The following is a 25,037-nucleotide window of genomic DNA, read 5'->3' as shown; positions in this document are numbered from 1 at the left end:
AAGAAAGGGGTCCCTATGACCGACAACGACCGCATGGCTCAGCTCGAGCGCGCCTGTTCGTATCTCAGGCGCATTCCGGCGTGGTATCTTGCCACGACCGATGCGAGCGACGGGCATCAGCCGCGCGTAAGGCCGTTCTCGTTTGCCATGGTCGATGACGGCAAACTGTGGTTCTGCACGTCGCGCGACAAGGACGTGTGGGCGGAGCTGAGTGCGAATCCCAAGTTCGAGCTCTCGGGCTGGAAGCCGGGGGAATGTTGGATCGTGTTGACCGGCGAGGCCGCGCTCGAGGATGATGCGGCCGTGAGCGACAAGGTGCGCCAGGCAGGCTTTAAGCACATGGTGGGTATTGGCGAGAAACACGAGAGTGCCAACGACGGCCGCCTTGCTTTCTTTTCGGTCCGCAACATTGCCGCGCGCTTCTGTGATATCGACGGCAGCGAGGAGCGCCTGGGGCTCTAATTTCCCAAATTGACTACCCATTCCAAAAAGACTGGTCAGGCGACAGGAGGAAACGTGGACGGATTGAATACGGTTTTGGAGTATCTGACGTCGGTGCCGGCGTGGTACTTGGCGACGAGCGTAGACGGGCAGCCACATGTACGCCCATTTTCGTTTGCTCAGATTCAGGACGGTAAGCTGTGGTTTGTGACGGCGCGCACCAAAGACGTGTGGCAAGAGCTGCTGCAAAATCAGCGTTTTTAGGCCACGAGTTGGTGGCCGGGCCATGGCTGGCTCATCTTGCGCGGGCGTGTCGGCTTGGATGACCAGGCCGCTCCCGATATGCGCGAGGCGGGATGGAAACATCTTGAGCGCTTGAGCGAGCACTATGAGGGGCCTAACGACCCCACGCTCGTCTTCTTTAGCGTAGAGAAACCCGAGGCCTTTATCTGCAACCATGACGAATGGGTGCCGGTCGAGCTCTAGCCAGCTGGCTCATCCTAACAACTTGGTTTTCGCATGGGCGGGCCCCGTATTGCCCGGCGCCGTTAGGAGCGTCGGTCAATACGGGGCCCGCTCTATTTGTCAATTCCTTCAAGCGAATGTGTCGGGAATGTTTCAATGCATGAATATGCAAAAGATTTGCGTATATATGCATCTTTTGGTGTTAAAGTTTCAACCCACTTCATAACGACGGCTGCGGGATGCGCATTGGTGCATAACTGCAGACAAGGAGTCTGATATGTCTGTAAAGGTTGGAATCGTCGGTGCGGCTGGATATGCCGGCGCCGAGCTCATTCGCCTCGTCCTCGGTCACCCCGAGTTTGAACTTGCTGCCATTACGTCCAACGCCGATGCCGGCCAGCCGTTGTCTGCGGTGTATCCGAGCTTTGCTGGCGTGAGCGATCTGGTTTTCACCACGCATGACGCCCCCGAGCTTAAGAGCTGCGATGCGGTTTTTCTTGCCGTGCCGCACACGGCTGCCATGGCACAGGTGCCCGCGCTGCTTGCCGCGGGCGTTTCCTGTTTCGATCTTTCGGCCGACTACCGCCTGAACGACGCGTCCGTCTTTGAGACATGGTATGCCGCCGAGCATACGAGCCCCGATCTGCTCAAGACCCGTGCCTTCGGTCTGCCCGAGCTGTTCTGCCAAGACTTGGAGACCGCCGCATCCGACCATGCTAACGGCAAACCCGTGCTGGTCGCCTGCGCCGGTTGCTATCCCACCGCAACGAGCCTTGCCGCCGCGCCCGCCGTGCGCGCCGGCTGGGTTGCCCAGAGTGGCCCCGTGATCGTTGACGCTATCAGCGGCGTGACGGGCGCCGGTAAGTCCTGCAACGCCCGCACCCATTTTTGCAGCGCGGACGAAAACCTGGAGGCCTATGGCGTGGGCAAGCATCGTCATACGCCCGAGATTGAGCAAATCCTTGGCCTAACCGATTGCGTCGTCTTTACCCCGCACCTGGCACCGCTCAAGCGCGGTCTGCTCTCTACGGTGACGATGCCGCTTACGCCGCAGGCTATCGATACCTTGACCCTTGAGGACGTCGTCGACCATTACAAGCAGTTCTACGCCGGTCGCACCTTCGTGCGCGTACTCGATGCCGGCCAGCAGCCCAAGACGGCTTCGGTCGTCGGCACCAACGCTGCCCAGATTGGCCTCGCGCTCAACAAGCGCGCGGGCGTGCTGGTGGCGACGGGTGCTATCGACAATTTGTGCAAGGGCGCTGCGGGCCAAGCGGTCCAGTGCGCCAACATCGTCTTTGGCTTTGACGAGCGACGAGGCTTGCCCACAGTGGCGTGCCCGGTGTAGCACATTCGATTGTTAACGATTTGGTAGTCGGGCATCGAGTGGGGCGCCACTCTTAAGCTGGTCTCATGATCACGACTGGCATGGCGCACCAACCGATGTCCGTTTTTTTGTTTGACATAAGGAGTCGTAAAGACGATGAATACCGAGCTGTTTGATATCAAGATTCGCGCCGTCGAGGGTGGCGTTACGGCTGCGGCTGGTTTTAAAGCCGCAGGCATCCACGCTGGGTTCCGCAAGAACCCCGAGCGTCTGGATTACGCGCTCGTCGTGCCCGATAAACCCTGTCCCGGTGCCGGCGTGTTTACCACCAATCGCTTTTGCGCGGCGCCCGTGCAGGTGAGCCGTGCCAACCTGGGCGGTGCCGACAAGGGCTACGGTATCATCGCCGGTGTTTCGGTCAACTCTGGCAATGCCAACGCCGCCACGGGTGAGACCGGCCTTGCCTGCGCGCGCGAGACGTGCAGCATCGCATCGCAGGTCATCGGCTGCGAGCCCCAGCAGATTCTGGTTGCCTCCACGGGTGTGATTGGCCAGATTCTGCCGATCGACACGTTTGAGACCGCCATTCCTGCTGCCTACGAGGCGCTCTCCACCCACGGTGGCGCCGATGCCGCTCGCGCCATCATGACGACCGACACGCACTCCAAGGAGTACGCCGTATCCTACGTCAGTGAGGCTGCGGGTCATGCGGGCAATGTCTATACGGTAGGCGGAATGTGCAAGGGCTCGGGCATGATCATGCCCAACATGGCCACCATGATCGCAGTTATCACCACCGATGCCCCCGTCGAGCCTGTGGCACTTCATGCCCTGCTGCTCTCGACCGTCAAGCAGACCTTTAACAAGGTAACGGTCGATTCCGACACCTCGACCAACGACACCTGCATCATGCTTGCCTCCGGCGCCGCTGCCGCAGATGCCGAGCCTATCGTCGAGGGCTCCGATGCCTTTGACGAGTTGGCGTTTGCCGTACACGAGGTGTGCGAGAGCCTGGCGCGCAATATCGCCGCCGATGGTGAGGGCGCATCCAAGCTTGTTACGGTCAACGTTACCGGCGCCGTGAACGATGAGGAGGCCGATATCGCCGCCCGTGCCGTTGCCAACTCGCCGCTCGTTAAGACCTGCATCGCCGGCCACGACTGCAACTGGGGCCGCGTTGCTATGGCGCTTGGCAAGTGCGGCGTGAAGTTTAATCAGGAAGACGTTTCCATCGACATGATGGGCATGCCTGTCTGTCGCGACGGTCTGACTGTTTCCTTTGACGAGGACGAGGCTCTGCGACGTTTTGAGGCGTCCGAGATTGTGATCTCGGCAGACCTGGGCGCGGGCGACGCGGCGACCACCGTGTGGACCTGCGACCTCACGCACGAGTACATCTCCATTAACGGCGACTACCGTTCCTAGATTCCAGGCACGCTGCGCATCTTGCCGCGATTGCGAACAGCGGAGCACGGCGCGATAGCTACACGAAAGACGAGGCAGATTATGAAATTCGCACGCGATTGTCGTTCGAGCGAATCCAACGAAGCGACCGCGCAGCTGCTGTTCGAGGCACTGCCGTGGATTAAGAACCTGACCGGCAAGACGGTTGTTATCAAATATGGCGGAGCCGCCATGGTCGACGAGCAGCTGCGCCGCGACGTGATGAGCGACATCGTGCTGCTCAAGATCATCGGCATGCGCCCCGTTATCGTGCACGGTGGCGGCAAGGCCATCAACGAGGCGCTGAGCCATTACGATATTCCCGTCGAGTTTAAGAACGGCCAGCGCGTGACCACGCCGGCGACTATGGATATCGTGCGCGAGGTACTGGGCGGCAAGGTCAACCAGGAGCTGGTCGCGGCGCTCAACCACCACGGCAACCTGGCCGTGGGCGTGTCGGGCAGCGATGCCGGCACGCTCATCGCCGAGCCGCTCGACCCCGAGCTCGGTCGCGTGGGCAAGGTCACGCACGTCAACACCGACTATATCGAGCGCCTGCTCGATAGCGAGTACATCCCCGTTATCGCTACCGTCGCGGCGGGGGAGGACGGCGGTTTCTTCAACATCAACGCCGATACCGCCGCCGGTGCCGTTGCGGCGGCGCTGCATGCGCATAAGGCGATCTTTTTGACCGACGTCGACGGCCTGTACAAGGACTTTAGCGACAAGGATTCACTTATCTCCAATCTGACGCTCGATGAGGTCAATGAGATGCTCTACGGCGGCGAGGTCGATAAGGGCATGATTCCCAAGCTGCGTGCTGCCGTCGATGCGCTTGCCGGAGGCGTATTTCGCGCTCACATCATCAACGGTACCACGCCGCATTCGCTGCTGCTGGAGCTGCTGACCGACGCCGGCGTCGGTACCGTGATCCACTCCACCGAGACGGCTTACGAGTTCGATACGCATCCGCATCCGCTTTCGACGTTTGCTGCGCGTCTGACCGAGAACCTCGACGAGGTCGAGAAGCTTCAGACGGTCTAACTGACCCGCAGCCGCCCCATTCCTGCACCCATAGGCCTGCGCCGTCCGGCGCTCAACGAAAGGCATCCCATGTCACTTGCAGCTCAGCAATCGCTTGAATCCCATTACGTTATGCATACCTTTGGCCGCTCTCCGGTCGAGTTTGTCGAGGGCCACGGCATGAAGCTCACCGGCGACGATGGCCGTGAGTACCTCGACTTTCTTGCCGGCATCGGCGTGTGCAGCCTGGGTCATGGCGACCCGGCTGTGCTCTCGGCGCTCGAGGCACAGACCAAAAAGCTCATGCATGTCTCCAATTACTTCTACATTGAGCAGCGCGGACAGGTCGCGGCGCTGCTGTCCAAGCTTGCCAACGACGACGTAGATGGTGCGCGCGTGCTTGCCGATGCCATTGCCGCCGGCGATGAGACCACGGCAGCTGCTCTTGGTGCCCCGGCTGCGGACGAGCAGGTGTGGGAGACCTTCTTTGCCAACTCCGGCGCCGAGGCCAACGAGGGCTCGATGAAGCTCGCGCGCCTGTACGCCAAGCGTGCCGGTAACGGCGGCAACACCATCGTGTGCATGCGCGGCGGCTTCCACGGCCGTACGCTCGAGACCATTGCCGCCACCATGCAGGATTGGCTGCAGGATAGTTTCCGCCCGCTGCCGGGTGGCTTTGTGGCCTGCACGCCCAACGATATCGATGAACTGCGTGCGATCTTTAAGCAGCTGGGGAGCGAAATTTGTGCCGTGATGCTCGAGCCGATCCAGGGTGAGAGCGGCGTGCACCCCATGACCGAGGAGTTTATGGCGGCAGCGCGCGACTTGGCACATGAAGTGGGCGCCGTGCTTATCGCCGACGAGGTCCAGTGCGGCATCTTCCGCTCCGGCAAGCCGTTCGCATTCCAAACCTATGGCGTGGAGCCCGACATCATGAGCCTTGCCAAGGGCATTGCTGATGGCGTGCCCATGGGTGCCGTCGTGGCAAAGAAAGAGATCGCCGACGTGTTTAAGCCCGGCGATCACGGTTCGACTTTTGGCGGTAGCTGCTTGGCCATCGCGGCGTGCGCCGCGACGCTCTCCGCGCTCGTGCGCGGCGATTATGCCGACCATGCTGCCAAGGTAGGCGCCTATATGGAGCAGGCGCTGGTTAAGCTTCCGCATGTGGTAGAGGTGCGTGGCCGTGGCCTGATGCTCGGCTGCGACCTGGATGATGCCGCGGGCGACGCGCATGATATAGTTGCCCGCGCGCTGGCCGCCGGTGCCGTGATTAACGCTACAGGTGCTCATACGCTGCGTTTCCTGCCGCCGCTCGTGTGCGAAGAGGCCGACGTGGACAGCCTAATCGAGATCCTGTCGGGTGTCTTGGGCTAACGCGGCGCAATAACTTAATTTTGACCGGGTTCCGGACTGCGGACGTGTCTACGTGGCATGATTCGGCGGTCTGGAGCCCGTTTTGCCTTAGATTTGCTAAGGCAGGGAGACCTGCTGGTCAAAAAACATTAAATATGAGTACTGTTACCGATTTGGTCGCAGCAATTTTGGACTAATAAGGCAAGATGGCAAGTCGAAATGGCGATGAACGCACGATTTTGATCCGATTGTTAGTCCTTATAATGGACATATGTTGCGTAACGTAAGCAAATACAATCTTTTGATATGTTGTAAGCAAGGTAGCAGTACTCATTTTTGCCATTTTTTGGCCACGGCCTTTGTGACGGACGTGCTGGCGGGTTCGAATCCCATGCGCTGGGCCTGAAAAAAGGAAAGGCCTCCATCGCTGGAGGCCTAACAACTCAGTGGTGGGCGATGAGGGATGTCGCGTGCGGCTGACGCCGCCCGCTCTCGCTTCGGGCCTACGGCCCTCGCGTGCTGCGCTGGAAAACGCTTCGCGTTTCCTCAGCTCCGCACCCTTGCGGGTTCGAATCCCATGAAATAGGCCCAAACAAAAAACGGTCCCCTTTCGAGGACCGTTTCCAAATCAGTGGTGGGCGATGAGGGATTCGAACCCCCAGCCTTGTGCGTGTAAAGCACCTGCGCTAACCGTTGCGCCAATCGCCCGTGCGGAGAGAGTATAGCAAAACAATCGCCTCATTCATCTCATATCCATTAAAGGTAACCGGCGCGTGTCACAGCGGAGCTGATTCAGTTGAGATTGCCTGAACATTCCGCCCCTCTTTACGCCCTCGGGTATACTCAAAAGCTACTGATTCGATTTGATGCCCAGCAACAGCAGAGGGGATAGTATATGTGCGGTTTTGTCGGTTTTGTCGGTGGGACGGATAACCAATCCGAGGTGCTCACCAAGATGATGGACCGCATCGTCCATCGCGGTCCCGACATGGGCGGTCAGTTTATCGACGGCCGCGTTGCCCTCGGCTTCCGCCGCTTGTCGATCCTCGACCTGACCGAGGCCGGCGCTCAGCCCATGGCCAATGAGGACGGCAGCGTCGTTATCGTCTTCAACGGCGAGATCTACAACTTCCAGGAGCTTCGCTCCGAGCTCGAGGCCAAGGGCTACAAGTTCCACTGCGGCGCCGACACCGAGAGCCTCCTGCACGGCTACGAGGAGTGGGGCGAGGCCGTACTCGATCGCTTGCGCGGTATGTACGCCTTCGTCATCTGGGACAAGAAGAAGAACAAGCTTTTTGGCGCCCGCGATATCTTTGGCATCAAGCCGCTCTACTACTATCCCATGGCCGATGCGGGCGACGGCGCTCCGGGCGTGCTCTTTGGTTCCGAGATCAAGAGCTTCCTGGACTACCCGCACTTCCACAAGGCGGTCAACAAAAAGGCCCTGCGTCCGTACATGACGCTGCAGTATTCGGCAACCGAGGAGACCTTCTTCGAGGGTGTCTACAAGCTGCCGCCGGCGCATTACTTTACCGTAGACATCCCGACCGGCAAGATGAACATCGAGCGCTACTGGGATTGCGATTACTCTGCCGTCGAGAAGCCGTTCGAAGAGTATGTCGATGAGCTGGACGAGGTCGTGCACGAGAGCGTCGAGGCCCATCGCATCGCCGACGTCAAGGTCGCGTCGTTTCTCTCCGGTGGCGTCGACTCCAGCTACATCGCCGCTTGCCTTATGCCCGACAAGACCTTCTCGGTGGGCTTCGATTACAAGAACTTCAACGAGACCAACTACGCCAAGGAACTTTCTGACAAGCTCGGCGTCGAGAATGTCCGCAAGATGATTACCGCCGACGAGTTCTTCGGTGCGCTCGAGGACATCCAGTATCACATGGACGAGCCGCAGTCCAACCTGTCTTCCGTGCCGCTGTGGTTCTTGGCCGAGATGGCCCGCAAGGACGTCACCGTCGTGCTTTCGGGCGAAGGTGCCGACGAGCTCTTTGGCGGCTACGCCTACTACGAGGACACGGTCCCGGTCCGCAAGTACAAAAAGATGGTGCCGCTGCCCATCCGTCGCGCGCTCGGTAACCTGGCGTTGCATATGCCGTACTTCAAGGGACATAACTTTCTGATCAAGGGCGCCGAGATCCCTGAGAAGTCGTTCCTGGGACAGGCTCTGGTATGGCCGGAGCGCGAGGTCGACGGCGTGCTCAAGCCCGAGTACAACACCGGCGATGGCGCCTTCGAGCTTGCCGCTCCCATCTATGCGCGCGTGAAGGGTCAGCCCGAGCTGGTCAAGAAGCAGTACCTGGACATGAACATGTGGCTCCCGGGCGACATTCTGCTCAAGGCCGACAAGATGTGCATGGCGCACTCGCTGGAGCTGCGCGTGCCCTTCCTGGACCGCAAAGTCATGGAGTTCGCCGAGCACATTCCCGACCGCTACCGCATCAACGAGAACGGCAACAAACAGGTACTCCGCCACGCTGCCAACAAGTCACTGCCCGATGAGTGGGCCACCCGTCCCAAGGTGGGCTTCCCGGTGCCGATTGTCTACTGGCTGCGCGAGCAAAAGTGGCACGACTATGTCAAGGAGTACTTCACCGCGCCGTGGGCAAGCGAGTTCTTCGATACCGACGAGCTCATGCACCTGCTCGATCTGCACTTTGCGGGCAAGGGCGATTTCCAGCGCAAGATCTATACGCCGCTCGTGTTCCTGGTGTGGTACAAGCGCTTCTTTATCGACGAGGACCAGCCCGCTGTTCAGGCTGCCTAGCCTCGGCTTACGAACGCCTGCGCGTAACGGCTCCTCCGGGAGCCGTTTTTGCGTGGGTGCGTTTCGGTTACTATAAAAACCGTCCCTGCCAAATGGCTGAGAAAGGTGAAAGATGCACCATTCGGATTCCGCGACCGTGACCACGGTCGATACGCTTGCCAAGCTTCTCGACGTGTGCGGCGAGCTGCGCGCATCAGAGCAGGTTGACGAGCGTGCCGTGACCGGCTGCTCGTTTGATTCGCGCGCGGTCTCGGCAGGTGACGTGTTCTTTTGCAAAGGTGCTGCCTTTAAGCCCGCGTTTTTGAGCATGGCGCTCGATGCGGGTGCCGTCGCATTTGTGTGCGAAGAGTCGCTGGTCGAGTCTCTGGAGCCGCTGGCGCAGGAGAGGGGTGCTGCGATGCTGGTTGTTGATAGCGTTCGCACGGCCATGGCCCTGTTGCCGCCGGAGGTCTACGACCGTCCCGACCACGACGTCAAGATCGTGGGCATCACCGGTACCAAGGGAAAGACCACGGCCGCTTTTATGCTCCAGTCGATTATCAAAGCGGCGGGCGAGTCCTGCGGCATGATCGGCTCGGTGAGTACCGACGATGGTATCGAGTGCTACGAGAGCACCAATACCACGCCCGAGGCCCCAGAGGTCTGGCGCCATATCGCCAACTGCCGTGAGTCCGGTCGCCAGTCCATGGTCATGGAGGTCTCGAGCCAGGCGCTCAAGTACCAACGCGTCGAGAATCTGCCGTTTGACGTGGCGTGCTTCCTCAACATCGGCCGTGACCACATCTCGCCGATCGAACACCCCACGTTTGAGGATTATTTTGAGAGCAAACTCAGGATCTTTGACCAGGCAAAGACCGCCGTGGTGAATCTGGGCACCGAAGAGGTTGACCGTGTGCTGGAGGCAGCGTCGACGGCCGAGCGCTTGGTGACCGTTGGCGTCGAGCATCCCGAGGCAAGCCTGTGGGCGAGCGATGTGCGCATGGTCGGCTTTAGCATCGAGTTCAACTTGCATGGCCTGTGTGCCGACGAGTCCGAGGCGGGGGAAAAGGTCCTGCTGGGTATCGCGGGAGACTTTAACGTGGAGAACGCGCTGGTCGCTATCGCCGCTGCGCACGAGATCGGCATCGGTATCGAGGCTATCAAGAAGGGCCTCTCCAAACTGCGTGTGCCGGGCCGTATGGAGGTCGTGGAGTCGAAGGACGGCCGCGTGATCTGCGTCGTAGACTATGCGCACAACCAGCTTTCGTTCCGTTCGCTTTTCTCGTCGGTCAAGCGCGCGTTTCCCGCTAGTCCAGTCATTGCAGTGTTTGGCGCTGCCGGCGGCAAGGCGCAGGAGCGCCGCGAGCAGCTTCCGCGCGAGGCCGCACCATATTCCGACCTGATGATCTTTGCCAACGAGGACCCGGCTCACGAGGACCCGATGAAGGTCTGTCGCGAGCTTGCCGAGCATGTTCCCGACGATACGCCGAACGAAATCATCCTCGATCGCGAAGCCGCTGTGCATGCGGCGTTCAAGGCGGCGCGCGAGGAGTACGTCAGCCCCAATGCTCCCACCATTGTCTTGCTGCTGGCAAAGGGTGACGAGGAGCTCATGCACGTGGGTGACGAGTTCGTGCCTATCGAGAGCGACCTTTCGTTGGCCAATCGCCTGATCGATGTTACCCAGTTTGACTAATGAACCATGATGGCGGCGGCGCCCTGAGTGCGCTGTCGCCATAAGCGTGTTCCCTCAATCAAAACATGCCGTCCAAGCCCAAACCCTTCTACGTAAACGGAGTAACCATGTCCCACAACACCCTGCCGACCGTTGCCGAGCTTTCGGGCGAGATGCGCGAGCGCTTGGCCAAGGTCAAGTACGTCTTTACCGACCTAGATGCCACGATGCTCGCACCCGGCTCGTGCGTGCTGCGCGACAACGACGGCAATCCCTCGACCAAACTCGTCGAGGCCGTCGTAGCACTTGCCCGCGCTGGTATTCAGGTGGTTCCCACCTCGGGCCGCAACCGCACCATGATCCACGAGGATGCGCGCGTGCTCGGCCTCAATTCCTACATCGGCGAGATGGGTGGCCTGATCATGTACGACCTCAAGGCCAACGATTGGGAGTATCTGACCGGCGATATGCCCTACGACTCCTCTTGCGGTCTCACGCCGCACCAGGTGATCGAGCAGACCGGCGTGTGCGAGAAGATCCTCGCCCGCTGGCCGCACAAGATCGAGTACCACAACGACATGTCGACCGGCTACAAGTACCGTGAGGTCACCGTCGGCATGCGCGGCGATGTGCCCGACGATGAGGTCCAGGCCATCCTCGACGAGGCCGGCTGCGGTCTGGTCTGGGCTTGCAACGGCCATCTGACTCACCTGTCCAAGCCGACGACGCTTGAGCTTAATCGCGTCGAGGACGGCCGCGCATTCAACATCAACCCCGCGGGGCTCAACAAGGGCGTTGCCATTGCGCGCTTCTGCGAGCACCTGGGGATCGAGCGCGAGGAGACGCTTGCGCTCGGCGACTCCGAGTCCGACTTCTACATGGCCGACCATGTGGGCATGTTCTGCCTGGTCGAGAACGGCCTGACAAGCGCCGGTGCGCCCGAGTTCCTGGCTGCTTGCGAGAACGCTTTCGTTACGCGCGGCAAAATTGTCGACGGTTGGGCGGCGACGGCAGAGCTGCTGGTCGCGGCGCGTTCGTAGCGCGGCGTCGCCGCACTTGGACATGTCTTTTCGAGAGAGACTGGTGAGGTAATGTCCGATATCGAGAATCCGGCAGGCGACACGCGCCCGATTGGCGTGTTCGATTCTGGTTTGGGCGGTCTGACGGTTGCGCGCGCGATTGCGACGGCGCTGCCGCATGAGTCCGTCTACTACTTCGGCGACACCAAACGCTGCCCCTACGGCACGCGCACCGAGGATGAGGTGCGCTCGTTTGCGTTGCAGGCGGGCCGTTGGCTGTCGAAGCACGACGTCAAGATTATGGTCATCGCCTGCAACACGGCGACCGCCGCGGCCTTGCGTTTGGCTCAACAAGTGCTCGACGTTCCCGTGATCGGTGTGATCGCCCCGGGCGCACGCGCCGCCATTAACAGCACGCGCACGCGTCGCGTGGGCGTGCTCGCCACCAACCTCACCATTCGCTCGGGCGCCTACACGCGTGCCATCCAGGATTTGGATGCTGGTGTCGATGTGTATGGCTGCCCGGCTTCGAGCTTTGTCGAGGTCGTTGAGCATGAGCTCGCCTCGGGCGCGCATCTGCAGGAGCAGTGGCTCGAGAACGAGGATATTTTTGATACGCCAGCCGTTCGCGCGCTGGTCGGCGCCACAGTCGAGCCGCTGCACGATCGTGGCATCGATACCGTGGTGCTCGGCTGTACGCACTTCCCGCTGCTGGTGGGTCCCATCCGCCATGCGCTAGGACCCGGGGTACGCGTGGTGAGCTCCGCCGAGGAGACCACCCGCGAGCTGACCGATATCCTCACGCGCCGTGAGCAGCTGGCGGGCGTCGCCGCCGAGCCGCAGCATCGTTTTGCCACGACGGCCGATAACATTGCCGAGTTTGCGGTGGCGGGCAGCTTTATCTTTGGTCAGCCGCTCAAGAGCATTGAGCATATCGATATCGATGAGCTGAAATAGATGTAAGGCCGCCGTCAGAGCCTTCGCCACACCTTTTGCCGAAAGGATTTTTCTATGGAGTACATGCAGGTCAACCGCGCCAACGGCCGCGCCGTCAACGAGTTGCGCCCCGTTAAGCTCACCCGTGGCGTCATGAAGCACGCCCACGGCTCGTGTTTGGCCGAGTTTGGCGACACGCGCGTGTTGTGCGCCGCCACTATCGAGGAGGGCGTGCCGGGCTGGCGAAAGGGAGCTAAGGCCGGCTGGGTGACCGCGGAATACGCCATGCTGCCGACGTCGACCGGCAAGCGCTGCAAGCGCGAGCATGCCAACCGCAAGGGTCGCTCCATGGAGATCGAGCGCCTCATTGGCCGCAGCCTGCGTACCGTCGTCAACATGAAAGCGCTCGGCGAGTACACCGTCACCGTCGACTGCGATGTGATTCAGGCCGATGGCGGTACGCGTACGGCGAGCATTACCGGCGCCTGGGTGGCGCTGCACGACGCCCTCGCCATGTGGGTCGAGGCGGGCAAGATCGAGCGCATCCCGCTTACCGGCCAGGTGGCTGCCATCTCCATGGGCGTTGTCGACGGCAATACGCTGCTTGACCTCGATTATTCCGAGGACAGCCACGCCGAGGTCGACATGAACCTCGTCGCCACCGACACCGGTGAGATGATCGAGCTCCAGGGCACCGGCGAGCAGGCGCCCTTCGACCGCAAACGCCTCAACGCCCTGCTCGACCTGGGCGACAAAGGCATCGCCGAGCTCATCGAGCTTCAGCGCCAAGCCATCGCCTAACCTGCCAAAAAGGGACAGGTTTATTTTGGCAGGTTTTATCTGGGAAAACGTCGAAGTATAAGACTGCCGTTGATTGAGAGGGGAGAGGCGGAGGCCCTCGTCGCCCTCGGCGCGGCATTGCTATAGAGACAAGGAGACCACTCATGGCACTTGAGAAGATCGACATCGACACCCTCGACCCGGCGGCGACCATTGTCGTGGCAACGGGCAACGCCCATAAGCTCACCGAGATCGAGGCCATTTTAGGCAAGGTCATGCCCGAGGTTCGCTTTGTGGCGCTCGGCCAGCTGGGCGATTTTGAGGACCCCGAGGAAAACGGCACGACGTTTTTGGAGAACGCCATCATCAAGGCGCAGGCTGCCGTCGAAGAGACGGGGCTCATGGCCATCGCCGACGATTCTGGCTTGGTCGTCGACGCGCTTGACGGCGAGCCGGGCGTGTATAGCGCGCGCTATGCGGGCGTGCACGGAGACGATGCCGCCAACAACGCCAAGCTTCTCGTTAACCTGGAAGGCGTGGCGGACGAGGACCGCACCGCGCGCTTTATGAGCGTCGTTGCGCTTATCGACACGGATGGTCTGGTCACCTATGGCGAGGGCGCCTGCGAGGGCGTTATCGCACACGAGGGCCGCGGCGATCACGGCTTTGGCTATGACCCGCTGTTCCTGCCGGTCGACACGCCGGGCAAGACCATGGCCGAGCTGACGGCGGACGAGAAGAACGCCATCAGCCATCGTTTCCACGCGCTCGAGCATCTGTCCGCCAAACTGACGGGCGAGGAGTAGGCCGTGCGTGCGGTGGTGCAGCGCGTACTCAACGCCGGCGTAACGTTCGACGGCGAGTGCGTGGGCAAAATTGGGCGCGGCTATCTGGTGCTGCTGGGCGTGGGCCACGGCGACACGCGCGCCGAGGCCGATAAGCTGTGGGGCAAGCTCCGCGGCTTGCGCATTAACGAGGACGAGAACGGTAAGACCAACCTGGCACTTGCCGATGTCGACGGCGAGGTTCTCGTAGTGTCGCAGTTCACGCTGTTCGCCGATTGCCGTCACGGCCGCCGCCCATCGTTTACGGATGCCGGCGCCCCCGATGTCGCCAACGAGCTCTACGAGTACTTCCTGACGCTCGTTCGTCAAGATGTCGAACACGTGGCGCATGGCATCTTTGGCGCCGATATGAAAGTCGACCTCGTCAACGACGGCCCATTCACCATCGTCCTCGATACCGACAGCCTTTAGGTTACGCGGTTTTACCAAACCGCGTAACTACTCGACGCTGCACGGCCACCATTCGGCCAATCTGTCGCTCAAACCGTCGCTCGCGTACCAAAGTACGCGTCGCTCCTCTTTCGCGACACCTTGGCTCGAATGGTGGTCGTTCGCTGACGTGAACTGGTCATGCGAGGTTGTCGTCTGGTACGTATTTGGGACGGGGCTTATTTAGCTACTTGCGTATGGCGGCAGCAGGGTGCTATAGTATTAGAGTTTTGTCTATCTTAGGGGTATTATCCCCTTTTTGAATTGCACCTTCTGGAGGCCCTGTTCATGGAAGAGATGGAAGTCAATCACGTCGACGACATCCACGAGAAGCTGACCGATATGGTGGGCGATCGCGTCAAGGTGAAGGCCAACATGGGCCGCACCCGCGTCGTCGAGCGCATGGGCACCATCAAGAGCGTCCACCCCGCCGTCTTTATCGTCGAGGTTGACGAACGTCGCGGCCGCAAGTCGCGTCAGTCCTACCAGTATATCGATGTCCTCACCGGGCAGGTCGAACTGTTCGACCCCGAGAGCGGCGAGCATATCTTTACCCCGCTCGGCAACCAGCTCGAGGAGCACTAGCGGTGACCGATCGGTCCCTGACTCTTTCCGCGCCGGCAAAGATTAACCTCTACCTGGGGGTTCATACCGAGCGCGATGACCGCGGCTACCACAGGGTCGATTCCCTGATGGCAGCCGTCGGTCTTTCCGATTCCGTGACGGTCGCGCCGGCGCAGGCGCTGACCGTCCAGACGGTTCCGGCATCAGATTTTCCCATGCAAAAGAATACGGCGTATCGGGCTGCGGTTGCTATGGCCGAGCATTATGGTCGCGAGGCAAACATCTGCGTGACGATTGAGAAGCGCATTCCATTGTGCGCCGGCTTGGGCGGCCCCTCGACGGATGCGGCCGCGGTCATTGTCGCCTTGGCGGAGCTCTGGGGAATTGATCGCACCGACCCCGCGCTCGACGACATTGCGCGGGGTATTGGTGCTGACGTCCCGTTCTTTTTGCACGCGAGCCCTGCGTTCTACGTAGGTGGGGGAGACGTGCTGGCAACTGAGTATCCCGCGCTGCCCGCAACGCCCGTCGTGTTGGTCAAGCCGCGCGAGGCAAGTGTTTCGACAATTGAAGCCTATCGACGTTTTGACGAGGCCCCGGTGCCTGCAGACAAGCCCGGCGCGATAGCTTCTGCCTTGCGTGCTGGTGATGCCGAGACGGCATATGCGCTCATCCATAACAACCTAGGTGTCATTTCCGCACAGATGGAGCCGCAGATTCAAATGGTTCTCGATTGGCTGCGTAAACAGGACGGCACGGTTGCTGTAGATGTGTGCGGATCGGGTGCCTGCTCGTTTGCCATTTGCGACACCGCCGCCACGGCCGAAAGGCTTGCCGACGCTGCCCTGCAAAACGGCTGGTGGTCCTGCGCGACGGAGCTCATTCCCAACACGGTTCGCATTGAAGCGCCAAAGAAATTAAAATTTCTCTAGCACACGACGGAAATCTTTGTTACTATAGTCGAGCTAACGGGTTGTGGCTCAGTTTGGTAGAGCACTGCGTTCGGGACGCAGGGGTCGCTGGTTCAAATCCAGTCAACCCGACCAGAGCATGAGGAGGGACCGCTTCTTGCGGTCCCTTTTTTTAGCTATTGTTGTGATACCGCGACACCCGCGGTATACTCATTCGAGCTTGTCTCGCTGTATTGTGGAGGTCTACATGTTTGGACTGAGGGCTCCTGAGCTCATCATTATTCTCGTTGTTGTCCTGATTATCTTCGGGCCCAAGAACCTGCCGAAGCTCGGCAAGTCCCTCGGCTCTACCGTCAAGAATATCCGCGAGGGTATGGAGGGCGACGATAAGGGCGAAACCAAGCAGGCCGAGGAGGTCGTGGTCGAGCAGTCCGAGGAGGACAAGGAGATCGCAGAGCTCGAGGCCAAGCTCGCTGCTGCCAAGCAAAAGAAGGCAGAGGACAGCGACGCGGACGCAGAGTAGTCCCATCCCTTTGGGGTGAGCACCTGACCGGCTTGCCCGCAGGCTAGCCGGTCTTTTTCGTTTTGTTGACAGTTGATCGTTACATCATAGTTGGGGAGATATCCGTATGGACGCAAGCCAGATCGTACTGACCGCTGAGGGCCGCCAGAAGCTCGTCGAGGAGCTCGCTTGGCGTGAGGGCGATTACGCCAAGGAGATCGTCGAGGACATCAAGGAAGCCCGCGCGTTCGGCGACCTTTCGGAGAACTCCGAGTACGACGCCGCCAAGGACAAGCAGGCCCAGAATGCTGCTCGCATTGCCGAGATTCAGGCCATCCTCGCCAACGCTCAGGTTGCTGCCACCACGGGCGATCTGACCGTCTCCATCGGTTCCACCGTTTCTCTGATCGATCCCAACGGTGAGGTCATGGAAGTCACGCTCGTCGGTACCACCGAGACCAACTCGCTCGAGCACAAGATCTCCAACGAGTCTCCGGTCGGCCACGCCATCATTGGTCACGGCGAGGGCGACTCCGTCGAGGTCGTTACGCCTTCCGGCAAGACTCGCGTCTACACCATCGCCAAGATCGCACGCTAGACCACGGTCCCGCGTAAAGGTATGTTTTCGCTCCCTGGGACCGAATCCTGGGGAGCGTTTTAATTTGAGGAGCTAACTTATGGCAGAGAACCAGAACGCCGCCGATCAGGCATCGACGCTCAACGACGAGCGCGCCACCCGCCTGGCCAAGCGCGCCGCCCTGTTCGAGGCGGGCCAGAACCCCTATCCCGAGCACTCCGAGATTGAGGACTACGTCGTCGACATCGAGACTAAGTACGCCGAGCTCACCGATGGCGAGGACACCGAGGACGTCGTGAAGATCGGCGGCCGTGTGGTCGCCAAGCGCGGTCAGGGCAAGATCATGTTCATCGTCGTGCGCGACGCGACCGGCGAGATCCAGCTGTTCTGCCGCATCAACGATATGGACGAGGCCGCCTGGAATACGCTCAAGGCCCTCGACCTGGGCGATATCCTGGGCGTGACCGGCGTAGTCGTGCGCACCAAGCGTGGCCAGCTTTCCGTTGCCCCCAAGAGCGCGACGCTGCTGTCCAAGGCCGTTCGCCCGCTGCCCGAGAAGTTCCACGGTCTCTCCGACAAGGAGACCCGCTATCGTCAGCGTTATGTCGACCTGATCGCCAACGACGACGTTCGCGAGACCTTCCGCAAGCGCTCGCAGATCCTCTCCACGTTCCGCCGCTTTATGGAGTCCGATGGCTACATGGAGGTCGAGACTCCTATCCTGCAGACCATCCAGGGCGGAGCTACTGCCAAGCCGTTCATCACGCACTTCAACGCGCTCGATCAGGAGTGCTACCTGCGTATCGCCACCGAGCTGCACCTCAAGCGCTGCATCGTCGGCGGCTTTGAGCGCGTTTTCGAGATCGGCCGCATCTTCCGCAACGAGGGTATGGACCTTACCCATAACCCCGAGTTCACCACGATGGAGGCCTACCGCGCCTTCTCCGATCTCGAGGGCATGAAGGCGCTCGCCCAGGGTGTCATTAAGGCCGCTAACAAGGCTATCGGCAACCCCGAGGTTATTGAGTACCAGGGCCAGACCATCGACCTTTCTGGTGAGTGGGCAAGCCGTTCCATGACCGATATCGTCTCTGACGTGATTGGTAAGCAGGTCACCATCGACACGCCGGTTGAGGAGCTTGCTGCCGCCGCACGCGAGAAGGGCCTGGAGATTAAGCCCGAGTGGACCGCCGGCAAGATCATCGCCGAGATCTATGACGAGCTGGGCGAGGACACCATCGTCAACCCCACCTTCGTGTGCGATTACCCCATCGAGGTTAGCCCGCTTGCCAAGCGCTTTGAGGATGATCCGCGCCTGACCCATCGCTTTGAGCTGGTCATCGCCGGTCACGAGTACGCCAACGCGTTCTCCGAGCTCAACGACCCGGTCGACCAGGCCGAGCGCTTCGCTGCCCAGATGGCCGAGAAGGCCGGTGGCGACGATGAGGCCATGGAGTACGACGAGGATTACGTGCGCGCCCTCGAGTACGGTATGCCTCCCGCGGGTGGCATCGGCATCGGTATCGACCGCGTGGTCATGCTGCTCACCAACCAGGCTTCCATCCGCGACGTGCTGCTGTTCCCGCACATGAAGCCCGAGAAGGGTTTCCAGTCCGGTGCCGCTGCTGCCAAAGCTGCCGAGGCCGGCAACACCGCGAGCCCCTTCGTCAAGCCGCTCAAGCCCACGGTTGATTATTCCAAGATTGCCGTCGAGCCGCTGTTTGAGGAGTTCGTCGACTTTGATACCTTCTCCAAGAGCGACTTCCGCGCCGTGAAGGTCAAGGCATGCGAGGCCGTCAAGAAGTCCAAGAAGCTGCTGAACTTTACGCTCGACGACGGCACCGGCACCGACCGTACCATCCTCTCCGGCATTCACGGTTATTATGAGCCCGAGGACCTGGTCGGCAAGACCTTGCTCGCCATCACCAATCTGCCGCCGCGCAAGATGATGGGCATTCCCAGCTGCGGCATGCTCATCAGCGCTATCCACGAGGAGGATGGTGAGGAGCGTCTCAACCTGATCCAGCTCGACGCCTCCATCCCCGCCGGCGCAAAGATGTACTAACTAGTTACGCGGTTCTACGAACCGCGTAACGGCTCGACGCTGCGCGGGCCGCATTTGGACAATCTGACGTTCAACTTCAAGGGCGCGACCAGAAGGTCAGCGCCCTTTCGTTTCACGTCACCTTGTCTCAAATGCGGCCCGCTCGCTGACGTTGCCAATACATCGGCGTTGCCTTGGCCATCAATAGTCATTGGGGACGTTCTTAAACGACCACCCAACGGCTATTGAGCACATGGCTCGCATGGCAGCCGTCTCTTTTATGTTTCCTTTAGCCGTTGCTGCCTAGGATAGGGGTTAGTCGGTAGGAAGGGAGCGTCTATATGGACGACGCGAGCGAGCGTGCAATCGAAGAGGACATGCTCGATCAGTTCAATTACTTTGACGATGAGGATGAGGAGCTAATCGATCGTCGCGAGCCGGCATCGCTTGACTCATTTGATCTGGTCGATGAAGAGACTGATGAGGTTGAGGACGAATCAACGGAGCCCCCACAGTCTTCGCGCCTTGACTCGCTGCTTTCGAGAGCCCCCATGCACCACGGTGTTCGTGCCGGCGCACTCCATATGAAAACAGACTGGCACCAGATCGTGACGGCAGGCGATGAGCTTGCCGTCGATGCGCCGCTCACCGATAAGTCATCCATCATCTGCCGCACCGGTATGCTTATGCTCGCGAGCGGAACGGGTGCCTGGCGTGTACGCGATACCATGAATCGCGTTGCCGCCGTACTCGGTGTCACCGTCCACGTTGACTTAAGTCTTCTGTCGTTTGAGTGCACCTGCATCGAAGATGGCCACTGCTTTAACGAGGTTGTCAGCCTGCCCACAACGGGAGTCAATACCCATCGCATTTGGATGATGGAGAGCTTCCTAAAGGAAATCGAGACGTATGGGCGCCGGTTTACCGTGCACGAATACCACGAGATGCTCAAGACCGTTGAGAGTTCAAAACCCGATTACGCTCCCTGGCAACAGGGCCTTGCGGCAGCTTGTGCTTGCGGCGCCTTCGTCTTTTTGCTCGGCGGCGGCCCTATCGAGATGGCCTGCGCATTCGTAGGCGCTGGTGTTGGCAACTTTGCTCGCTCTCATATTCTCAAGCAGGGTCTTGGCCAGTTTAGCGCGCTGACGATTGGCGTTGCGCTCGCTTGCGTTTCGTATCTGCTGGCATTGCTCGGCCTTGGCCAGGTCGTACCGGGGGCAATGTCGCACCAAGAAGGCTATATCGGCGCCATGCTCTTTGTGATTCCCGGCTTTCCCCTCATTACGGCAGGCCTCGACATCGCTAAGCTCGATATGCGAAGCGGCATTGAGCGTCTTTCGTATGCCGTGTCGATTATTGTGATGGCGACCCTTGTGGGCTGGATGGTTGCCGAGTGTGTGGGGCTGGCACCGGATGATTTTGCTCCGCTCGGCCTTTCGCCGCTTGCCCTTACGCTCCTGCGCGTGGTGATGAGCTTCGTTGGCGTATTCGGCTTCTCGGTGATGTTCAACAGCCCGGTAAAGATGGCCGCGGCAGCTGGGCTGATCGGCGCCGTGTCCAATACCTTGCGCCTTACGCTCGTCGATGCGCCGACGCTGTTTCCCTTTCTGGGCCTGAGCGTAGGTATGCCTCCCGAGGCGGCAGCGTTTATCGGTGCGCTGGTATCGGGCCTGCTCGCGAGCTTAGCCGAAATCAAGCTCACCTACCCACGTATCGCCCTCACGGTGCCATCGATTGTCATTATGGTGCCGGGCTTGTATCTGTATCGCTCGATGTATTACATGTGCACCTTCGACACGGTCAATATGCTCGGCTGGTTTGTGCGTGCAGTGCTCATTGTGGCGTTTCTGCCCGTTGGCCTGGGCGTGGCGAGAACCCTCACCGACTCTCGCTGGCGCCACACCAGCTAATTGGTGCAAATGAAACTGATCCGCAAAACATGAACGTGGATAATCTCCCGTTTTTGGCCTGTTTACGGGCTCAAGACGGGAGATTATCCACGCTCGTGGAATGGGTGTCCGAAAATCCACGCTCGTTGGGCCGATGCAGACGCACCTGGCGATTCCTTTTTTGTAGACGTTGTCGCGCGGCTACGGGCGGGAAAGGTCCCAACGGTTAACATATACTCCATATGGGTAAAGAGACCAAAGCGCTGCCGCGGGCGGCGCTTTGCGTTTGAAAAAACTAGCTCGTCTAAGAGGAACTAGCATGTTAGACCGTTTTACCGATCGCGCGCGCAAGGTCATGTCCATGGCCAAGCAAGAAGCGCTCGATCTTCACTCAAATAAGGTGGGTACCGAGCACCTGCTGCTCGCGCTCGCTAAGGAGGACGAGGGCATTGCCGCCGAGGCACTGCGTTCGCTCGACATCTCCTACGATGACATCATGGATACTCTCAAAGAGGTCCAGACCACGGTTCCCGAGCCCAGTGAGGAGACCGAGGCGGCCAAGCTCGCCTTTACGCCGCTCGTCATTAGCGTGATGGAGCGTTCATTCCGCGTGGCGCGTGAAAACAACCAGACCTACGTGTCGACCGAGCACTTGCTGATCGGCATCGTCGAAGAGGGCAACGGCATGGCCATGGACATCCTCATGCGCCTGGGTGTGTCGTCTGCTTCCATTAAAAAGGCCATCGAAAAGCTCACTGCCAAGGATCAGGACAAGAAGCGTCCGCTCGCTGGCGCTGGCGCTGGTCGTCCCGGTGCGGGCCTGCCGTTCTTTAGCGGCTCGGATGCCTCTCAGCAAAAGGGGAGCGGCACCGATACACTTAAGCAGTTCGCGACCAACCTTACGCAGAAGGCGCGCGACGGCGAACTCGATCCGGTGATCGGCCGCGAAAAGGAAGTCCAGCGTATGATGGAGATCCTTTCGCGCCGCACCAAGAACAACCCACTCATTCTGGGCGACCCCGGCGTGGGCAAGACGGCCATCGTCGAGGGTCTGGCTCAGCAGATTGCAGCCGGCAACGTGCCCGAGAACCTCATGAACCAGAATATCTGGACGCTCGACCTGCCGGGTCTCGTTGCGGGCGCCAAGTATCGCGGTGAGTTCGAGGAGCGCCTCAAGAACGTGATCCAGGAGGCAACCGAGGCCGACGACGTCATCTTGTTTATCGATGAGATGCACACCATCATCGGTGCCGGTTCTGCCGAGGGCTCCATCGACGCGAGCTCCATGCTCAAGCCCGTGCTCGCGCGCGGTGCCTTCCAGATTATCGGCGCCACCACGGCCGAGGAATTCCGCAAGTACCTCACCAAGGACCCGGCCTTCGAGCGTCGCTTCCAGACCATCGATGTCGAGGAGCCGAGCGTCGAGGACACGGTCAAGATCCTGACCGCGCTCAAGCCGCGCTACGAGGAGCACCACCATGTGCGCTATACGCAGGGTGCTATCGAGGCCGCCGCGAACCTTTCCAACCGCTACATCCAGGATCGCTTCCTGCCCGATAAGGCCATCGACCTCATTGACGAGGCCGGTGCCCGCGCCCGCATCGCCGCCAACCGCGCGCCCGAGCCGGTGCGCGAGGCCGAGCATCGCATAGAGGAGCTCAAGGCCGCCGCGCAGGAGGCCACCGAGAGCGACGACATGAACAAGGCCGCCGAGATCACCGAGCAGCAGAAGGCTGCCGAGATCGAACTCGCCGAGGCCAAGGCTGCCTGGACCGCCGAGCTCGACGCCAGCCCGCTCACCATCGATGTGAGTCAGATCGCCGATATCGTGTCCGTGACTTCGGGCGTGCCGGTGTCCTCGCTTACCGAGAGCGAGAGCCGTCGCCTGCTGCAGGCAGAAAGCGTGCTCAAGATGCGCATCATCGGTCAGGATGAGGCTGTCGAGGCCGTTGCCAAGGCCGTGCGCCGCAGCCGCTCGCCGCTCAAGGACCCGCGTCGCCCCGGCGGTAGCTTTATCTTCCTGGGTCCCACCGGCACGGGCAAGACCGAGCTCGCCAAGACGCTCGCCGAGTACCTCTTTGGCAGCAAGGACGCGCTCATCAGCTTCGACATGTCCGAGTTCGGTAGCGAGTTCGAGGTTTCCAAGCTCATCGGCAGCCCTCCGGGTTACGTCGGTCACGACGAGGGCGGCCAGCTCACCAAGGCCGTTCGTCGCCACCCGTACTCGGTCGTGCTGTTCGACGAGATCGAGAAGGCACACCCCGATATCTTCAACATCCTGCTGCAGGTGCTGGAGGAGGGTCGCCTGACTGATAGCCAGGGCAAGACGGTCGACTTCCGCAACACCGTGATCATCATGACGTCCAACGTGGGCGCCCGCGAGATCGCACAGGATGCGAGCGTTGGCTTTGGCACCACCGGCGAGCAGGGCCTCACCTCGAGTGAGATCCGCGGCCGCGCGATGGGCGAGCTCAAGCGCCTGTTCCGCCCCGAGCTGCTCAACCGCATCGATGACATCGTGGTGTTCCAGAAGCTCTCGGGCGAGAATCTCACCAAGATCGCGCACCTGCTGGTGGACGACCTGCGTCAGCGTTTGATTGCCAACGGCATGAACATCAAGCTCACCGATGCGGCCTATGACAAGATCGTGGCCGAGGGCACCGACCTCACCAACGGTGCGCGTCCGCTGCGCCGTGCTATTCAAAAGCTCATCGAGGACCCGCTGTCCGAGGAGCTTCTGGCCGGTGAGTGGGGCGAGGGCGATACCGTACTGTGCGACGTGGCCGATGGCAAGTTCGTCTTTAGCCACGGCACGGGCGAGATTCCGGCGCGGCGTCCGGCAGGTACGCTCGGTGGCGATACCGCCCCGGCGGCACCGCACACCGGCAACGCCGCGCCCGTGAGCGGCGGCGTGACCTCGGGCCCCGGTGGCATGATGCAAGCCGGCTCTGGTGCGCTGTAGGGATTGAACATACCTTGTATAACGGGGGCGTTTCCGATAAGGAAGCGCCCTCATTTCTATTGAAATGCGCTTCAATCTGCCGTGCTATACTAAAATCGAGATATAGTATAGCAAAGGAGCTGATATGCCTACCTCAATACTCGACACGCGGCCAGTTCAGATGAACGTGCGTATAGATCGCCAGCTCAAAGAGGCGGGAGACGCCGTCCTGACTCATATTGGCATGACGCCGTCACAAGCCGTTCGGACACTTTGGGAGTATCTGGTCGTTAACGGACGCATGCCCTCGAAGGGAGACGCGGCGGCTCCGGTTTCTGACGGAGTGGAGCCCCGGCGCATGGAGTCAAGGGCCGCGCAAGGCAGCCATATCGTTCGCGATTCGTGCCTCAAATACGGCATCCCCATCCCTGAGTTCTCGGGTGACTACGACGACCTCTATGAGGAAGCCATGGCGGAGCGCTATCCCGAGTGGGTGGAACTATGAGCACGGAAGGCGTCCTCAAGCTGTTAATCGATACCAATGTATGGATGGATTATTTTTCTGGTAGGTCTGACCGTACGGCAAACGTCGTCCATCTGATCGAGATTGCCGACGCTTCGGAGCAGATTGCCCTGTTTGCCTCGTCGCTTTCGGTCAAAGATGTCTCGTATCTTGTCTCGGCGGCAATCAAGAGAGAGTGCCGAAGGAAGAATGGCTTGCTGAGCGATAGCGCCATTGCGGCGGCGGACGAAACGGCCTGGGCATGCATTCGGCAGATGCGCGAGCTCGCCCTTATCGCGCCGGTGGGAGCAGACGAGGTGTTCGATTCCTTTGTGTTCAGGCATCATCACAATGACTTTGAGGATGACCTGATGCTGGGCGTTGCCAATCGCATCGACGTCGATTACGTCGTGACGGAGGACAAAAATCTCATTAAACATACCAATGGCGTATGCATAAACGTTGATCAAGCGTTGAGGTTGGTTGAAGGGTCCAACGTCTCCTCAGCACGGCCCGTCTAACCTGCTTTATCTTAATAAAGTGGGGTTTTCCCACCGTTAGCCGATGATGCGAGAGCGCTCGGCGTTTTCGACTGTTTTATGCAAACGAAGTCTGG

At 60.2% G+C, this 25,037-nt stretch carries 23 protein-coding genes and 2 tRNA genes; 24 read left to right on the top strand and 1 reads right to left on the bottom strand.

Going from position 1 to position 25,037, the window contains the following annotated elements; translation table 11 throughout:
• Nucleotides 1-15 precede the first annotated feature (15 nt).
• From I2E13_RS00310 to I2E13_RS00285, 7 genes are all read left to right on the top strand, one after another.
• Nucleotides 16-462, top strand: a complete 447-nt coding sequence (locus I2E13_RS00310) for a pyridoxamine 5'-phosphate oxidase family protein (protein WP_195403847.1) — start codon at nt 16-18, stop codon at nt 460-462.
• A gap of 54 nt (nt 463-516) precedes the next feature.
• The gene (locus I2E13_RS10870) at nt 517-705 is read left to right on the top strand and encodes a pyridoxamine 5'-phosphate oxidase family protein (protein ID WP_271817549.1); all 189 of its coding nucleotides are present in this window, start codon (nt 517-519) and stop codon (nt 703-705) included.
• A gap of 54 nt (nt 706-759) precedes the next feature.
• Entirely contained in the window at nt 760-927 is a 168-nt protein-coding gene (locus I2E13_RS10865; protein WP_229057751.1) for a hypothetical protein, read from the top strand.
• A 256-nt stretch (nt 928-1,183) separates the two neighbouring features.
• A complete protein-coding gene (gene argC, locus I2E13_RS00300; RefSeq protein ID WP_195403846.1) occupies nt 1,184-2,254 on the top strand; it encodes an N-acetyl-gamma-glutamyl-phosphate reductase in 1,071 nt (356 codons plus the stop codon).
• Between the two features lie 135 nt (nt 2,255-2,389).
• The gene (gene argJ / locus I2E13_RS00295) at nt 2,390-3,658 is read left to right on the top strand and encodes a bifunctional glutamate N-acetyltransferase/amino-acid acetyltransferase ArgJ (protein ID WP_195403845.1); all 1,269 of its coding nucleotides are present in this window, start codon (nt 2,390-2,392) and stop codon (nt 3,656-3,658) included.
• Between the two features lie 81 nt (nt 3,659-3,739).
• Nucleotides 3,740-4,720, top strand: coding sequence for an acetylglutamate kinase (argB, locus tag I2E13_RS00290; protein ID WP_117806086.1), 981 nt, complete (start codon nt 3,740-3,742; stop codon nt 4,718-4,720).
• Nucleotides 4,721-4,789: 69 nt separating this feature from the next.
• Nucleotides 4,790-6,073 carry an aminotransferase class III-fold pyridoxal phosphate-dependent enzyme gene (locus tag I2E13_RS00285; protein WP_195403844.1) on the top strand — a complete coding sequence of 428 codons (1,284 nt, stop codon included), beginning with the start codon at nt 4,790-4,792 and terminating at the stop codon, nt 6,071-6,073.
• A gap of 611 nt (nt 6,074-6,684) precedes the next feature.
• Here the strand turns inward: I2E13_RS00285 and I2E13_RS00280 are convergent.
• Nucleotides 6,685-6,760, bottom strand: a tRNA-Val gene (locus tag I2E13_RS00280).
• A 187-nt stretch (nt 6,761-6,947) separates the two neighbouring features.
• Between I2E13_RS00280 and asnB the strand changes: the two genes are divergently transcribed.
• The 17 genes from asnB to I2E13_RS00195 all read left to right on the top strand — a co-directional run bounded on the left by asnB (nt 6,948) and on the right by I2E13_RS00195 (nt 24,942).
• The gene (asnB, locus tag I2E13_RS00275; RefSeq protein ID WP_195403843.1) at nt 6,948-8,828 is read left to right on the top strand and encodes an asparagine synthase (glutamine-hydrolyzing); all 1,881 of its coding nucleotides are present in this window, start codon (nt 6,948-6,950) and stop codon (nt 8,826-8,828) included.
• A gap of 112 nt (nt 8,829-8,940) precedes the next feature.
• On the top strand, nt 8,941-10,503 hold the full coding sequence (locus I2E13_RS00270; protein ID WP_195403842.1) for a Mur ligase family protein: 1,563 nt from the start codon (nt 8,941-8,943) through the stop codon (nt 10,501-10,503).
• A gap of 107 nt (nt 10,504-10,610) precedes the next feature.
• Nucleotides 10,611-11,522 (top strand): HAD family hydrolase, encoded by a 912-nt coding sequence (locus I2E13_RS00265; protein ID WP_195403841.1) that lies wholly within the window; start codon nt 10,611-10,613, stop codon nt 11,520-11,522.
• A 51-nt stretch (nt 11,523-11,573) separates the two neighbouring features.
• Nucleotides 11,574-12,458, top strand: coding sequence for a glutamate racemase (murI, locus tag I2E13_RS00260; protein ID WP_195403840.1), 885 nt, complete (start codon nt 11,574-11,576; stop codon nt 12,456-12,458).
• Between the two features lie 54 nt (nt 12,459-12,512).
• Nucleotides 12,513-13,238 (top strand): ribonuclease PH, encoded by a 726-nt coding sequence (gene rph, locus I2E13_RS00255; protein WP_195403839.1) that lies wholly within the window; start codon nt 12,513-12,515, stop codon nt 13,236-13,238.
• Between the two features lie 143 nt (nt 13,239-13,381).
• Nucleotides 13,382-14,023, top strand: a complete 642-nt coding sequence (gene rdgB / locus I2E13_RS00250; protein ID WP_022094898.1) for an RdgB/HAM1 family non-canonical purine NTP pyrophosphatase — start codon at nt 13,382-13,384, stop codon at nt 14,021-14,023.
• 3 nt (nt 14,024-14,026) lie between these two features.
• Nucleotides 14,027-14,473 carry a D-aminoacyl-tRNA deacylase gene (gene dtd, locus I2E13_RS00245; RefSeq protein WP_195403838.1) on the top strand — a complete coding sequence of 149 codons (447 nt, stop codon included), beginning with the start codon at nt 14,027-14,029 and terminating at the stop codon, nt 14,471-14,473.
• A gap of 306 nt (nt 14,474-14,779) precedes the next feature.
• Nucleotides 14,780-15,076, top strand: a complete 297-nt coding sequence (locus I2E13_RS00240) for a Veg family protein (RefSeq protein ID WP_006234957.1) — start codon at nt 14,780-14,782, stop codon at nt 15,074-15,076.
• A gap of 2 nt (nt 15,077-15,078) precedes the next feature.
• Nucleotides 15,079-15,987, top strand: coding sequence for a 4-(cytidine 5'-diphospho)-2-C-methyl-D-erythritol kinase (gene ispE / locus I2E13_RS00235; protein ID WP_195403837.1), 909 nt, complete (start codon nt 15,079-15,081; stop codon nt 15,985-15,987).
• Between the two features lie 37 nt (nt 15,988-16,024).
• Nucleotides 16,025-16,101, top strand: a tRNA-Pro gene (locus tag I2E13_RS00230).
• Nucleotides 16,102-16,213: 112 nt separating this feature from the next.
• A complete protein-coding gene (tatA, locus tag I2E13_RS00225; protein ID WP_195403836.1) occupies nt 16,214-16,489 on the top strand; it encodes a twin-arginine translocase TatA/TatE family subunit in 276 nt (91 codons plus the stop codon).
• Nucleotides 16,490-16,595: 106 nt separating this feature from the next.
• Entirely contained in the window at nt 16,596-17,066 is a 471-nt protein-coding gene (greA, locus tag I2E13_RS00220; protein WP_006234960.1) for a transcription elongation factor GreA, read from the top strand.
• 79 nt (nt 17,067-17,145) lie between these two features.
• Nucleotides 17,146-19,110, top strand: coding sequence for a lysine--tRNA ligase (gene lysS, locus I2E13_RS00215; RefSeq protein WP_118094802.1), 1,965 nt, complete (start codon nt 17,146-17,148; stop codon nt 19,108-19,110).
• A gap of 320 nt (nt 19,111-19,430) precedes the next feature.
• Nucleotides 19,431-20,999 carry a threonine/serine exporter family protein gene (locus tag I2E13_RS00210; protein WP_229057750.1) on the top strand — a complete coding sequence of 523 codons (1,569 nt, stop codon included), beginning with the start codon at nt 19,431-19,433 and terminating at the stop codon, nt 20,997-20,999.
• Nucleotides 21,000-21,297: 298 nt separating this feature from the next.
• A complete protein-coding gene (locus tag I2E13_RS00205; RefSeq protein WP_195403835.1) occupies nt 21,298-23,940 on the top strand; it encodes an ATP-dependent Clp protease ATP-binding subunit in 2,643 nt (880 codons plus the stop codon).
• Between the two features lie 124 nt (nt 23,941-24,064).
• On the top strand, nt 24,065-24,424 hold the full coding sequence (locus I2E13_RS00200) for a type II toxin-antitoxin system RelB/DinJ family antitoxin (RefSeq protein WP_099432102.1): 360 nt from the start codon (nt 24,065-24,067) through the stop codon (nt 24,422-24,424).
• Nucleotides 24,421-24,942, top strand: coding sequence for a PIN domain-containing protein (locus I2E13_RS00195; protein WP_195403834.1), 522 nt, complete (start codon nt 24,421-24,423; stop codon nt 24,940-24,942). Before I2E13_RS00200 ends, I2E13_RS00195 begins: the two co-directional genes overlap by 4 nt.
• The last annotated feature ends 95 nt before the right edge of the window (nt 24,943-25,037 follow it).

Origin of the sequence: Collinsella aerofaciens (assembly GCF_015554145.1) — a bacterium.
Lineage (GTDB): Bacteria > Actinomycetota > Coriobacteriia > Coriobacteriales > Coriobacteriaceae > Collinsella > Collinsella aerofaciens_AA.
This window is presented reverse-complemented; position numbering and strand designations above follow the sequence as displayed.